Annotated in this window: 13 protein-coding genes; 7 read left to right on the forward strand and 6 right to left on the reverse strand. The window is 53.6% G+C overall.

The window, feature by feature from the left end:
- Positions 1-270: 270 nt before the first annotated feature.
- The 4 genes from IBX50_RS12195 to IBX50_RS12210 all read right to left on the reverse strand — a co-directional run bounded on the left by IBX50_RS12195 (position 271) and on the right by IBX50_RS12210 (position 4,207).
- The gene (locus tag IBX50_RS12195; RefSeq protein WP_292256214.1) at positions 271-1,344 is read right to left on the reverse strand and encodes a sulfate ABC transporter ATP-binding protein; all 1,074 of its coding nucleotides are present in this window, start codon (positions 1,342-1,344) and stop codon (positions 271-273) included.
- An 18-nt stretch (positions 1,345-1,362) separates the two neighbouring features.
- Positions 1,363-2,256 carry a sulfate ABC transporter permease subunit CysW gene (gene cysW / locus IBX50_RS12200; RefSeq protein ID WP_292256216.1) on the reverse strand — a complete coding sequence of 298 codons (894 nt, stop codon included), beginning with the start codon at positions 2,254-2,256 and terminating at the stop codon, positions 1,363-1,365.
- Positions 2,257-2,273: 17 nt separating this feature from the next.
- On the reverse strand, positions 2,274-3,107 hold the full coding sequence (gene cysT / locus IBX50_RS12205) for a sulfate ABC transporter permease subunit CysT (protein ID WP_292256217.1): 834 nt from the start codon (positions 3,105-3,107) through the stop codon (positions 2,274-2,276).
- Positions 3,108-3,184: 77 nt separating this feature from the next.
- A complete protein-coding gene (locus IBX50_RS12210) occupies positions 3,185-4,207 on the reverse strand; it encodes a sulfate ABC transporter substrate-binding protein (RefSeq protein ID WP_292256219.1) in 1,023 nt (340 codons plus the stop codon).
- Positions 4,208-4,455: 248 nt separating this feature from the next.
- Between IBX50_RS12210 and IBX50_RS12215 the strand changes: the two genes are divergently transcribed.
- Entirely contained in the window at positions 4,456-5,373 is a 918-nt protein-coding gene (locus IBX50_RS12215) for a CysB family HTH-type transcriptional regulator (protein WP_292256221.1), read from the forward strand.
- Between the two features lie 15 nt (positions 5,374-5,388).
- On the opposite strand, the gene IBX50_RS12220 is transcribed toward IBX50_RS12215, so the two are convergent.
- Positions 5,389-7,026: a PAS domain-containing methyl-accepting chemotaxis protein gene (locus tag IBX50_RS12220; protein WP_292256223.1), complete on the reverse strand. Its 1,638-nt coding sequence runs from the start codon at positions 7,024-7,026 to the stop codon at positions 5,389-5,391.
- Positions 7,027-7,168: 142 nt separating this feature from the next.
- Between IBX50_RS12220 and IBX50_RS12225 the strand changes: the two genes are divergently transcribed.
- Together IBX50_RS12225 and IBX50_RS12230 are read left to right on the forward strand one after the other, a co-directional pair.
- A complete protein-coding gene (locus IBX50_RS12225) occupies positions 7,169-7,927 on the forward strand; it encodes a hypothetical protein (RefSeq protein WP_292256225.1) in 759 nt (252 codons plus the stop codon).
- On the forward strand, positions 7,920-8,837 hold the full coding sequence (locus IBX50_RS12230) for a hypothetical protein (RefSeq protein WP_292256227.1): 918 nt from the start codon (positions 7,920-7,922) through the stop codon (positions 8,835-8,837). The genes IBX50_RS12225 and IBX50_RS12230 overlap by 8 nt, the downstream gene beginning before the upstream one ends.
- A gap of 29 nt (positions 8,838-8,866) precedes the next feature.
- Here the strand turns inward: IBX50_RS12230 and IBX50_RS20740 are convergent, their stop codons facing one another.
- Positions 8,867-9,142, reverse strand: coding sequence for a DUF3047 domain-containing protein (locus tag IBX50_RS20740; RefSeq protein WP_366930722.1), 276 nt, complete (start codon positions 9,140-9,142; stop codon positions 8,867-8,869).
- Between IBX50_RS20740 and IBX50_RS12235 the strand changes: the two genes are divergently transcribed.
- The 4 genes from IBX50_RS12235 to IBX50_RS12250 all read left to right on the forward strand — a co-directional run bounded on the left by IBX50_RS12235 (position 9,141) and on the right by IBX50_RS12250 (position 12,342).
- On the forward strand, positions 9,141-9,875 hold the full coding sequence (locus IBX50_RS12235) for a TIGR04283 family arsenosugar biosynthesis glycosyltransferase (RefSeq protein ID WP_292256229.1): 735 nt from the start codon (positions 9,141-9,143) through the stop codon (positions 9,873-9,875). The two genes, IBX50_RS20740 and IBX50_RS12235, sit on opposite strands and share 2 nt — an antisense overlap.
- Entirely contained in the window at positions 9,875-10,474 is a 600-nt protein-coding gene (locus tag IBX50_RS12240) for a TIGR04282 family arsenosugar biosynthesis glycosyltransferase (protein ID WP_292256231.1), read from the forward strand. Before IBX50_RS12235 ends, IBX50_RS12240 begins: the two co-directional genes overlap by 1 nt.
- Positions 10,475-10,546: 72 nt before the next feature.
- Positions 10,547-11,512 (forward strand): arsenosugar biosynthesis radical SAM (seleno)protein ArsS, encoded by a 966-nt coding sequence (arsS, locus tag IBX50_RS12245; protein WP_292256233.1) that lies wholly within the window; start codon positions 10,547-10,549, stop codon positions 11,510-11,512.
- 11 nt (positions 11,513-11,523) lie between these two features.
- The gene (locus tag IBX50_RS12250) at positions 11,524-12,342 is read left to right on the forward strand and encodes a sterol desaturase family protein (protein WP_292256235.1); all 819 of its coding nucleotides are present in this window, start codon (positions 11,524-11,526) and stop codon (positions 12,340-12,342) included.
- Positions 12,343-12,389 lie beyond the last annotated feature (47 nt).

Raw genomic sequence — 12,389 nt, forward strand, 5'->3', positions numbered from 1 at the left:
TTCCCGCTTATATCCCCGCCCGATTGGGCGAGGGTTTACGCGGATTTTGCTAAACCAGCATTACTGAGCCCAAAACGGGCTCAGTAATGCTGCCGAAAGCTTTCTGTCATTGCCTGGATAGTTGCTGTTTCAGCTACTGACTGGCAAACACCTGGTTCATTCCACAAACACCAGGAGTTGAACCGAAGTGCTGCCCACCAAGGATGGTGTATTTGGTTTTTCTAGATTGCTTTCGGCTCATCCCTGAACCAAAGCTTCAGGTTTGACTGATTAGGCTGGGTTGGGCTCTTTCAGAAACACCTTGCTGTTCAGCGGTTTGATCCAGGCTTCATCCCCTTGCAGTAATCCAAGTGCACGGAACTGTTGTTTTGGCAGTTCTGCAGTGATTGGGTTGGGTGCTGCGTCGGCCTTGAGTTCCACTCTTACGGTGTGTCCGATGACGGTGACGTTTTCAATCACCGCATGCAAGCCATCTCCGGCACTGTTGTCGGCACGTAATTCAATCTCGTGTGGGCGGATATAAGCCAAACCGTCTTGTTGTGCAGCGTCCTTCAGGTGGGGGGTATCCAGTTGCAGTTCACCGATCTGGGTCTGTCCCTGATCCACACGGGCATGGAACAGGTTGACCTTGCCGAGGAACTGGTAAACAAAGGGATTGGCCGGGTGGTCGTAAACCTCTTCCGGACTGCCTTCCTGTTCAACCCGTCCGTGATTCATCACTACAATGCGATCCGCAACTTCCAGTGCTTCTTCCTGATCGTGGGTCACAAACACACTGGTGACGTGGATTTCATCATGCAGGCGGCGCAACCAGCTGCGCAGTTCAGCACGCACCTTGGCATCCAGGGCTCCAAAGGGTTCATCGAGCAGCAGTACTTTGGGTTCAACCGCCAGCGCACGAGCCAGGGCAATACGCTGGCGCTGACCGCCGGACAATTGGCTGGGGAAGCGATGCGCCGTCCAGTCCAGCTGTACCAGTTCCAGCAGATCCATCACTTTTTTGCGGATGGCTTCTTTGGAAGGCCGCAGTTTACGAGGCTTGACGGTCAGGCCGTAGGCCACGTTTTCAAACACCGTCATGTGTTTGAACAGGGCATAGTGCTGGAATACAAAGCCGACTCCGCGCTCACTAACATGCTGGTGGGTCTGGTCTTCACCATGAAACTCGATGCTGCCAGAATCGGCCTGCTCCAGCCCGGCAATAATACGCAGCAGGGTGGTTTTGCCGGAACCGGATGGCCCCAGCAGAGCCGTCAGTTGGCCTTCTGGCAAGTCCAGTGAGACATTGTCGACAGCGACAAAGTCTTTGAAGTGTTTGTTGATCTGATTGATTCGAATGCTCATGAGGGTGTCCTGTAATCTTTAATGGGATGAGCCGGTTTCGCCGCTGCGTTGTTCATGCCATTCGACAAAACTCTTCACTGCGATGGTGACCAGTGCCAGACCGGTGAGGATCGAAGACACGGCAAAAGCGGCAGTGAACATGTATTCGTTGTAAAGCACTTCGATGTGCAGGGGCAGGGTGTTGGTTTCCCCGCGAATGCGCCCGGAAACAATCGCTACGGCACCAAACTCACCCATGGCGCGGGCGTTACACAGGATGACACCGTAAATCAGGCCCCACTTGATGTTGGGCAGGGTGACATACCAGAAGGTTTTCCAGCCGCTGGCACCCAGCGTCAGCGAGGCTTCTTCTTCCTGCTTGCCCTGTTGCTGCATCAGCGGAATCAGCTCACGCGCGACAAACGGCAGGGTGCCGAAGGCAATGACGATGACAATGCCGGGTACGGCAAAAATGATGCGCAGGTTGTGGGCTCCCAACCAGTCACCCAGCCAGCCCTGAGAGCCGAACAGAATCACAAAGATCAAGCCGACCACCACCGGAGAAATGGCAAAAGGTAGGTCAATCACGGCCAGCAGCAGAGGTTTGCCACGAAATTCAAATTTGGCGATCGCCCAGGCAATGGCCACACCAAACACCAGGTTGATGGGTACCACAATCACCACCACCAGCAGTGTCAGGCGGATGGCGTGGGCAGCATCCGGCTCGGTGACGGCTGCGTACCAGACCCCTAGCCCCTGTTCAAAGGCACCATAAAGCACCACAACCAGCGGCAGCACCAGAAAAAGAGCAAGAAAACTCAATGCCACAGCAATCAGTGACAGACGAACCCAGTCCGGCTCTTCGGTGGCGCGTTTCCAGCTTCCGGCCCGATCCAGTGTCAGCGCCGGGTGTGCGGGGATGGATGACGACATGAAATGAATCTCCCTAATCAGTGGGCAAAACGGCGGCTGGACCACCATTGCAGCGCATTAATAATGATCAGCAGGGCAAAAGCGGCCAGCAACATCACCGTGCCGATGGCTGCGGCTCCGTTGTAATCGTACTGCTCGGTTTTGGCGACAATCAGCAAGGGTGTGATTTCTGTCAGGTAAGGCAGGTTGCCGGAGATAAACACCACTGATCCGTACTCACCCAGCGCCCGTGCAAAAGCCAGTGAAAAACCGGTCAACAGGGCTGGCAACAGCGTGGGAAAAATCACCCGGCGCAGGGTGGTCAGGCGTGAAGCGCCCAGTGCTGCCGAAGCTTCTTCCAGCTCGCTTTCAAAGTCTTCCAGCACTGGCTGCACGGTTCGCACCACAAAAGGCAGCCCAATGTAGGTGAGCGCTACCACCACACCCAGTTGGGTGTAGGCCACGCGGATACCAAAGACCTCCAGATACTGACCCACCCAGCCAGTGCTGGCATAAAGCGTGACCAGAGCTATACCGGCTACGGCGGTCGGCAGAGCAAAAGGTAGATCGATCAGGGCATCCACCACACGTTTACCAGGGAAGGTGTAACGCACCAGCACCCAGGCCACCAGTGCACCGAACACCAGATTGATCCCGGCACCAATCAGTGATGCAAAAAACGACAAGCGGTAGGATGCCACCACCTGCGGATGGCTGATGGCTCGCCAGAACTCTTCCCAGCTCATCAGGCTGGTGTAGAGCAGCAGACCGCCGACCGGGATGAAGAAGATAAAGGTCAGGTACAACAACGAAAAACCCAGCGTCAGGTTGAAGCCGGGCAGCACGTTGGGTTGTTTTTTGAACAGCAGCATAAAACAGTCTCTCCGGGGGTAGGTCAGGTCTGGCACAGACCCCTCATCCCTGAGGGGTTGTCCCAGCTGCTGTTGAGTCAGCGGCGTCGATTACGGGCGATGTTTTCCAGGATGGCATCAAAAATACCGCCGTCATTAAAATGCTTGTCCTGAGCGGTTTGCCAGCCACCAAACACTTCATCAATGCTGAAGAAGTTCACTTTCGGGAAGCGATCCGCAAACTCGGCAGCAATTTTTGGATTGGAGGGGCGGTAGAAGTGTTTACCGGCCAGACGCTGTGCATCGTCAGAGTAGAGCTCTTCCAGATAGGCCTGTGCCACGGTTCGAGTGCCCTTACGATCAACATTGCGATCCACAACGGTGACCGGTGGCTCGGCCAGGATGCTCACCGATGGAACAACAATTTCGTACTGACCGCGACCCAGTTGTTCCACCGACAGGAAGGCTTCATTTTCCCAGGCGATGAACACATCACCGATACGACGCTGAACAAAAGTATTAGTGGCACCACGCGCTGCGGGATCCAGCACCGGCACGTTACCAAAGATCTTTTCTACAAACTCACGGGCTTTTTCCTGGCTGCCGTATTTCTTTTCGGCATAACCCCAGGCGGCCAGGTAATTCCAGCGTGCACCACCAGAGGTTTTTGGGTTAGGCGTAATGACCTGCACATCATCACGGATCAGGTCATCCCAGTCCTTGATGTTTTTGGGGTTACCGGCGCGAACCAGCAGCACTATGGTGGAGGTATAGGGTGAAGAGTTGGCGGGTAAACGCTCCTGCCAGCCTTCAGGGATTAACTGGGCACGCTGGCGCAATGCATCTACGTCATAAGCCAGTGCCAGAGTCACCACGTCGGCATCCAGACCATCAATCACCGAGCGTGCCTGAGAGCCGGAACCACCATGGGACTGACGGACATTCACTGTTTGTCCGGCTTTGCCTTGCCAGAGCTTGGCAAAGTGGGCGTTGTACTCGCGGTAAAACTCGCGGGTCGGATCATAAGATACATTCAGCAGGTTCACCGTCTGGGCGCTTGCCAGTGCAGTGGTTCCCAGCAGAACCGAAGTCAGGGCGGCTGTGGCCAGTTTTTTCAGCATCGTTGCTCTCCATCAGGGGGGTTTGTTTTGTGATGCTGCGGATACTAAGCGGCCAGGCTTTTGCAAAAAACGAATAAAAGCTGAAATGTTAAGCAGAAAAACTGCTAAGCAGCATGATTGCTTAGTGAGGTATGGCTTTGCAGAAAAACAGCTATGGATATTCATAATCCATATTTCTGGTTATATCAGGCGCTGTTTAATATCACTACAGCGAATAACCTATCCCTGAAGTGTGAAATAAGGCCATCATGAACTTTCAGCAGTTACGGATCATCCGGGAAGCGGCACGTCAGAACTTCAACCTGACCGAAGTTGCCAATATCCTGTTCACCTCCCAGTCCGGTGTTAGTAAACACATCAAGGATCTGGAGGATGAACTGGGCGTGGAGCTGTTTGAGCGCAAAGGCAAACGCCTGCTGGGTTTCACTGGGCCGGGGCGGGAGATTCTGGATGTGGTGGAGCGCATCCTGCTGGATACCGCCAACATCAAACGGGTGGCACAACAGTACACAGAAGAAGACGAAGGCAGTCTGAGCTTAGCCACCACCCATACCCAGGCACGTTATGTGCTGCCACCAATCATCAGTGAATTCAAAAAAGCCTTCCCACGGGTGCATCTGGAATTGCACCAGTGCGGCCCGGAAGAAATTGTCACCCTGCTGAAAGCAGGCAAAGTGGATATAGGGATTGCCACTGAAGCTTTGCAAGATGAACCTTCACTGGTCTGTTTCCCGTTTCACTCTTGGCAACATGCGGTGGTAGTACCCAAACACCATCCATTATTGGAAGAAAAAGAACTGACACTGGAAGCTGTTGCCCAGTATTCCATTATTACTTATCACCAGGGTTACACCGGACGCCGCTCAATCGATCTGGCATTTGAACAGGCCGACCTGCATCCGGATATTGTGATGTCAGCGCTGGATGCGGATGTGATCAAAACCTACGTGGAGCTGGGGTTGGGTATTGGCATTATTGCTTCAGTGGCCTGGCAGCCACAACGCGACAGTGAACTGGTACTGCTGGACTCAACCGATCTTTTCCCTGTCAAAACCACCCAGTTGGCACTTCGCCGGGGGCACTACCTACGCAGCTTTGCCCTGCGGCTGGTGCAGCTTTGCTGCCAGTCAGTACCCCAAGAAGAAATCCAGCAGCAAGTGCAGTGACCCGATCCTTGATTTTCAATAAATTCGCAGTTGCTGGGTCAGACTTTCTATATTGCTACTGATGCCTCTGAGCTGTTCGCTGGCTGCTTTGGTCTGATCGGATTGGGCGGCGTTGTCATCGGCTTTGCTGGAAATTTTTTCGATGGTTTCTGCAACTTCTCTGGCCGCTATGCTTTGCTCCTGCAATACCTGTTGAATGTCCTGGGTGGCCTGGGCAACACGGTTGGTTTCGTTTTCGATATTGGCAACGGAGTTGCTGGCCTCGCGCGCGGTTTCCACACCCAGCTCCACACGTTTGACACCTTCTCGCATACGATTCAGAGCCTGACGGGTTCGTTCCTGAACCTGGTGTACCATGCCGGTGATATCTTCAGTGGAGTGGGCGGTTCTTTCAGCCAGATTGCGCACCTCATCAGCAACCACTGCAAAACCTCGACCCAGATCCCCTGCTCGGGCTGCTTCAATGGCAGCATTCAGAGCCAGTAGATTGGTTTGCTCTGCAATACCTCGAATGGTTTCCACAATGCTGCCGATCTGATCAGACAGCTCATTCAACGCTTCCAGCTCTTCTGAAGACTCCCTGACAGCATCAGCAATGGAAGCAATTTCCCGCGTGCTGTCATTAACGGCCTGAGCACCGCTGCTGGCGACCATCCCAGCCTGAGTTGAGGCTTCATGGGCAGCCTTGGCGTTTTCTCCGATCTGCTCCACCGATGCACTCAGCTCTTCCAGTGCAGCAGCCATGCTGGTTGCTGCTTCTGATTGTTCCTGAGCACCTCTTGCGGTCTGTTGGCTGGATGTAACCAACTCATCGGCAGAAACATTCAGGGATGTTGAAGACTGGTTAAATTGAAAAGCCATTTCGTAAAGACGGTTGCGCATGGTTTGCATGGCGTTAAAAACCTGACCGATGGCATCACTTTTCCCCAGCGGGGTTTCAGTGCGCAGGTTGCCTTTACCGATTTCCAGCGCGATATGACAGAGCTGTTGCAGGCGTGCCAGTTGCTTGTTGACCAGATACCAGAGAATAAGCAGGCCGGTAGTGCCCACACCACCCATCAGTGCCACCAGACGCAATAAAGGTGCCGGATCGCTGGAGGTGAGAATTTCCAGAAAGGCCGCCAGAGCCATGCCTAAAAAACTGACCAGATAAAGCAGCATCGCCTTGCGGGGAAAGTCGAGGTTGCCAAAATAGCGAACCATGCGGGGGAAGATGCCAGGAGTAATCACCTGACCCAGATGAAAACGGATTTTACGGCCGTTTTGCATCTGCTGGTAAAGCTGGCTGGCCTGCTGGATTTCTTCAGAGCTGGCTTGCAGGCGCACACTCATAAAGCCACCCTGGCCATCCGGGTTCATATTGGCTTTGACCCAGTAATAACCACCATCCTTGCTGCGATTTTTGATGATGCCCTGCCAGGCACGGCCTTGTTTCAGGGTTGCCCAGGCATCCCTGAAGACTTCAGCGGGCATATCCGGGTGACGGATGATGTTATGGGGCTGCCCCAGTAACTCCTGTTCGCTGAAACCGGAAAACTGAATGAACTCATCGTTGACGTAGGTGATTTTTCCCTGAGCATCCGTGTGGGAAATGATGACACTGCGCTCGGTCAACGGGTATTCGGTTTCCTTCACGGGTTGGTTGTTACGCATGGCGGTAGACTCCTGTTTTCTATTCCGTCGTTGTCGAGCTGTTTTTCTTACATATCCTGGCTCAGAAAGTTTACAGGATCTTTGTAAGACTGAGCGGATCAATGCGACCAAGCCATAAATAATTAACCCGAGGAAAAGAAAGATGATCACTTCTGGCTATCAGGTGGCTTTGCTGCTGTCGGTGTTACTCGCTGTGGCCGGGCTGAGTTGGTGGGTAGCTCCCCGCGTCAGAACGGTGGAAGGTTTTTTCATGGGACAGGAACCGGGGTATGCGCCGGGTGTCTGGACGCTGACACTTTCTCAGGTGACGACCTGGATTTTTGCACGTTCGCTGCTGAACGCAGCCTTGCTGGGTGTTTTTGCCGGTTTGCACCGTCTGGGTGATGAAGAAATGATGGCAACCTTGCAGCGACTGCTGGGCACACCGGCGATTTTTCTGCTGGGGCTGGCACTGATTGTTTCTGCTGCATCCACTCTGGATTCAACACTGTCCAGTGCATCCAAGCTGGCGGTTGTGGATATGGGCATGGGGCGCGTTGATCCCAACCGGGGTCGTCTGGTCATGCTGTTGTTCATGCTGGGCGGGCTTTTGCTGGTTTATTTCGGTACCCGTGATTTGTATGCCGCCGTTGCGGTTAGTGGTACGGCCTCCCTGTTTTTGACTCCGGTGATCATCTTCTGCATCTGGATGAACCGACGGGTGGCGCAGTGGAGTTTTCTGGTGAACTTCGTGTTTGCTGTAGGTGGTTCGGTGATTTACTTCCTGGAAACCTCCGGTTATGTGAACTGGATCGGTGGCTGGACGGGTGTTGAACATAATTACAGCAAGCTGTTAATTCTGACGCTGTTTATTCTAGGTGTAGGGTTGATCAGTTTCTGGTGGGGGATGCAGGATGAGTGACCTGATTGCCGGACGTACTTGTCCTCTGGATTATCGGTATCGACCTGAAGATATGGCAGCAGCACCTGAAGCTTTTTCCTGTGAGGTGCTGTATGTGGTTGGTGGGCTGTATGGTAATCCTTTTGCTCTGAAGGCAGTTGAAGCCCTGGCTGCAAAGGAGCCGGGAGCCAGAGTCGTTTTTAATGGTGATTTTCACTGGTTTGATGCGGATAAAGTCTGGTTTGACTGGATTCAGGAAGGGGTGGAAGCATTTGATGCTCTGGCCGGTAATGTCGAAAAGGAGCTGTGTCGAGCCACTGCCGATGCAGGCTGCGGCTGCGCCTACCCGGAAACTGTGGATCAAGCTCTGGTGGAACGCTCCAACCGGATTCATCAGCGCCTGAAAGATCAACTGCCGGATGACAGTAAGCTTCTTGCAACTCTTCAGGCATTGCCGTTATTTATGAAAGTCCGGGTTGGTGAGCGGTTGGTTGCCCTGGTGCATGGTGATGCCACTTCGCTGGCAGGTTGGGGCTTTGATCGCAATGGCATAGATGAGCCTGACCGAAAAGCCGATATTCAAGGCTGGCTGCAAGCGGCTGAGGTGGATGCCTTTGCTTCTTCACATACCTGCCAACCGGTTTGCAGGCGCTACCCCGAGGGTGTGGTGATCAATAATGGTGCTGCGGGGATGCCTAATTTTAATGATGGCCTGTATGGGGTGGTAACAAGAATCGCCAATCGCTCTGGTTTACTGGAGCCCCTGTACCAGACTGACTATCAGGGTTTGTATTATCAGGCATTACCGCTGTACTTTGATGCACCTGCCTGGCAGGAGTGGTTTCTGTCTTATTGGCCAGAAGGCTCAGATGCCTGGCTGTCCTACTGGCAACGCATCAGCCAGGGGACAGCGCTCAAGGTATCCGCTTGATCAATCAGTGATTGGCTACTGGTGCATTTTCAGGAGGTTGTGAAGGACAGCCTGGGTGTTTTTTGCAGATCAGGCTCACCTTCCCAGCCCAGCCCGGACGCTGTTTTTTGGGCATGGGCAAAGAGCACAGGTTGATCACCTGCCTGAACGATTTGATACGCTGTTTGACCTTTAAAACTTTCTGTTTTCCAGCCCTGTAAACCGGTTTGGGAAAAAGCCGGAGGCTGATCACCAGCATAAACACTGCCGATAAAAAGGCTTGTCATCAGTATTTTTATCGGGGTTCGTAATTGGGGAGAAAACATGGCGATACCTCAGAATGAGCGATTGGAGTTAATGAGTCGTCAGCAAAAAGGTTTTTCTTACAAAGCCAGCATTATCATCCCGGTTCTTAATGAAGCTGAGCAACTGCCTGATTTTCTGGCTGATTTGCAAAGCCTGCGCGATAAAGGCTGCGAACTGATACTGGTGGATGGTGGCAGCAGTGATGCCAGTTGTACACTGGCGACAGGTCTGGTGGATCAATTGCTCGAATCACCCGCCGGACGCGCCATACAGCTGAATCGGGGTGCGGCGGCAGCTTGTGGTGAATGGTTGTTTTTCCTGCATGCGGATACCCGCCTGACAGCGGCTTCAGAACAGGCTTTGCTGGCATTGATTGAACGGGACAAGGCTTGCTGGGGGCGGTTTGATGTGTGTATTCAAGGAAAACACCCCCTGTTGTGGCTGGTGGCACGGATGATGAATCTGCGCTCCTGCCTGACCGGTATGGCCACCGGAGATCAACTGATGTTTGTGCATCGTTGCCTGTTTGATGCGGTGCAAGGTTTTGTGGAACAACCCCTGATGGAAGACATCGAACTGTCCAGATGCCTGAAAAAGATTTGTCGCCCCTTGTGTCTGCCTCAGCGGGTGATTACCTCGGGGCGACGCTGGGATCAACGCGGTTTTTGGTCCACTGTGGTTTTGATGTGGCGTTTGCGCTGGTGTTACTGGCGGGGTGTTGCAGCCGAGCAGCTGGCACGGGAGTATCGCTGATGTCTGATTTAAGGGTGCAACTGGCTATTTTGGCGCGTGCACCGGTACCGGGACAATGCAAAACCCGCCTGATTCCGACACTCGGTGCTGAGGGTGCGGCGACACTTCACGCGCGACTGGTGGAGCTTAGTGTCAACACGGCACTGATGCTGCCGGATGTGGTGGTGACCCTCTGGACGGCTGATGATGCGGCACATCCATTTTTTCAGCAACTGGCTGCGTCCTGTCCGCAACTGCAATGGCAAGAACAGCCTGCAGGTGATCTGGGTGAACGGATGCATCAGGTGTTTGTGTCCACCGGGCAACCGACCCTGCTGATTGGCAGTGACTGCCCGGCGCTGACGGTGGATCTACTGCAAGACTGTGCAGATCACCTGAAGAATCATGCCGCTGTGTTTGTGCCTGCTGAAGACGGCGGTTATGTACTGGTGGGGCTGCAATCACCCTGCCGTGCACTGTTTGCTGAGGTGGACTGGGGTACGGATCAGGTGATGCAACAGACCCGCCAGCGCCTGCAACAACAGCAAATGCATTGGGTGGAACCACTAACCCTGTGGGATGTGGATCGACCGGAAGATCTGTTGCGTTGCCCTGTGTAAGATTTTGTCCGGTGTGGCGACCAAACCTGATCTGAAGCTGTTTTCTGAATCGACAAATTTTGAGGAAAAACCATGCATGCCACCCTGCCCCGTTTGATCACCACGGATTTTCCTGCTTTGCAACGCAGCAGGCTGGAGGTTTTGCAGGCCAACATCACCCTGACCTGTAACCAGTCGTGTCTTCATTGTCATGTGGCTTCCAGCCCCAAACGTAAAGAAGCCATGAGCCATGCAACACTGGAGCTGCTGTTGCAAATGCTGGATCAACACCCGTCCATTCATACACTGGACATCACTGGGGGTGCCCCGGAACTGCATCCACAATTTCGCTGGCTGGTCAGTGAAGCGCGCAAGCGCAATGTGACGGTGCTGGATCGTTGCAACCTGACGATTCTGAGTGAACCGGGGCAGGAAGCTACGGCGGCATTTCTGGCTGAACAGCAGGTGCAGGTGATTGCATCCTTACCCTGTTATTCAGCGGAAAACGTCAATGCCCAGCGCGGTGATGGTGTTTTTGAAGCCAGTATCCGTGGGCTGAAGCAGTTAAATGCGCTGGGTTATGGTCAGCCGGGAACAGGGTTGGAGTTGCATCTGGTTTACAACCCACTGGGTCCCAGCCTGCCACCACCGCAGCAGTCACTGGAAGCGGCCTACAAGGAGCAGTTGCAAACTCATTTTGATATTCAATTTAATCACCTGCTGACACTGGCCAATATGCCGATCCAGCGTTTTGGCAGCACCCTGATCAGCAAAGGCCAGTTTGAGCCCTACATGCAGTTGTTAAAAAGCAGCTTCAACGCCGCCACCCTGCCGGGTTTGATGTGCCTGAACACCTTGTCGGTGGATCATCTGGGGCAGGTGCATGATTGTGATTTTAACCAGCAGTTGCACTTGCCGCTGGGAGACGCGCGGCAACCCGTGCACTTGCAGGAGTTGCTGGATGTAGAACTGAACGGTCGACCCATCCGTGTGGCTGATCATTGTTACGGCTGTACAGCAGGGCAAGGCAGCAGTTGTGGTGGTGCGCTGACGGATTAAAGGAGAGCAGCATGAATGATGAAGCCCTGTGGCGTGGTGGTATTTTTTTGCTGGTATTGCTGCTGGTGGCCGGAATGGAGTTCTGGCAACCCAAACGCAGCTGGCGTGAATCCAGAACCCGGCGCTGGGGTATCAACCTCAGCCTGATTGTTATGAATGTGGTGATCCTACGCCTGACGCTGGGTGCTGCTGCGGTATTGATGGCTGTGCATGTACAACAGCAAGGCTGGGGGTTGTTGAATCTGGTGGAGTGGCCGGTGTGGCTGAAGTTTGTGCTTGGTCTGTTGCTGCTGGATCTGGCCATCTACCTGCAGCATGTGTTGTCTCATGCCTTGCCGATCTTCTGGCGACTGCATCAGGTGCATCATGCTGATCTGGATCTGGATGTCACCACCGGCCTGCGTTTTCATCCGCTGGAAATTCTGGTATCACTGATCTATAAGGTGGCTGTGGTCGTGGCGCTGGGGCTGGATCCCCTGACCGTACTGGTGTTTGAAGCGCTGCTGAATGCCGCCTCCATGTTCAGCCATGCCAATATCCGCCTGTCGCCAAAACTTGAAAGAGTAATCCGCTGGTTTGTCATCACCCCAGACATGCACCGTATTCACCATTCCATCCACCGGGATGAAACCGACAGCAACTTCGGTTTTTTCCTGTCGATCTGGGATCGATTACTCGGCACCTATACCCAATCCCCCAGAGATGGTCACCTGCAGATGGTGCTGGGACTGGACTATTGCCAGCAACCCCAGCAGGTGAGCCTGACAAAATTACTGCTGATGCCTTTTCGGCCTTTGCCAAAACCTGCTGCGGAATCCAAAAAACCGTAAGGCTTTCAGCGCCGGTTAATCTGTTGCAGCAGTTGATCAAAAACACC

The organism is Marinospirillum sp. (assembly GCF_014859565.1).

What these genes read in the sequence shown, in the direction of transcription:
- IBX50_RS12195 (WP_292256214.1), bottom strand. Translation starts at nt 1,344, where the DNA reads ATGAGCATTCGAATCAATCAGATCAACAAACACTTCAAAGACTTTGTC.
- cysW (WP_292256216.1), bottom strand. Translation starts at nt 2,256, where the DNA reads ATGTCGTCATCCATCCCCGCACACCCGGCGCTGACACTGGATCGGGCC.
- cysT (WP_292256217.1), bottom strand. Translation starts at nt 3,107, where the DNA reads ATGCTGCTGTTCAAAAAACAACCCAACGTGCTGCCCGGCTTCAACCTG.
- IBX50_RS12210 (WP_292256219.1), bottom strand. Translation starts at nt 4,207, where the DNA reads ATGCTGAAAAAACTGGCCACAGCCGCCCTGACTTCGGTTCTGCTGGGA.
- IBX50_RS12215 (WP_292256221.1), top strand. Translation starts at nt 4,456, where the DNA reads ATGAACTTTCAGCAGTTACGGATCATCCGGGAAGCGGCACGTCAGAAC.
- IBX50_RS12220 (WP_292256223.1), bottom strand. Translation starts at nt 7,026, where the DNA reads ATGCGTAACAACCAACCCGTGAAGGAAACCGAATACCCGTTGACCGAG.
- IBX50_RS12225 (WP_292256225.1), top strand. Translation starts at nt 7,169, where the DNA reads ATGATCACTTCTGGCTATCAGGTGGCTTTGCTGCTGTCGGTGTTACTC.
- IBX50_RS12230 (WP_292256227.1), top strand. Translation starts at nt 7,920, where the DNA reads ATGAGTGACCTGATTGCCGGACGTACTTGTCCTCTGGATTATCGGTAT.
- IBX50_RS12235 (WP_292256229.1), top strand. Translation starts at nt 9,141, where the DNA reads ATGGCGATACCTCAGAATGAGCGATTGGAGTTAATGAGTCGTCAGCAA.
- IBX50_RS20740 (WP_366930722.1), bottom strand. Translation starts at nt 9,142, where the DNA reads ATGTTTTCTCCCCAATTACGAACCCCGATAAAAATACTGATGACAAGC.
- IBX50_RS12240 (WP_292256231.1), top strand. Translation starts at nt 9,875, where the DNA reads ATGTCTGATTTAAGGGTGCAACTGGCTATTTTGGCGCGTGCACCGGTA.
- arsS (WP_292256233.1), top strand. Translation starts at nt 10,547, where the DNA reads ATGCATGCCACCCTGCCCCGTTTGATCACCACGGATTTTCCTGCTTTG.
- IBX50_RS12250 (WP_292256235.1), top strand. Translation starts at nt 11,524, where the DNA reads ATGAATGATGAAGCCCTGTGGCGTGGTGGTATTTTTTTGCTGGTATTG.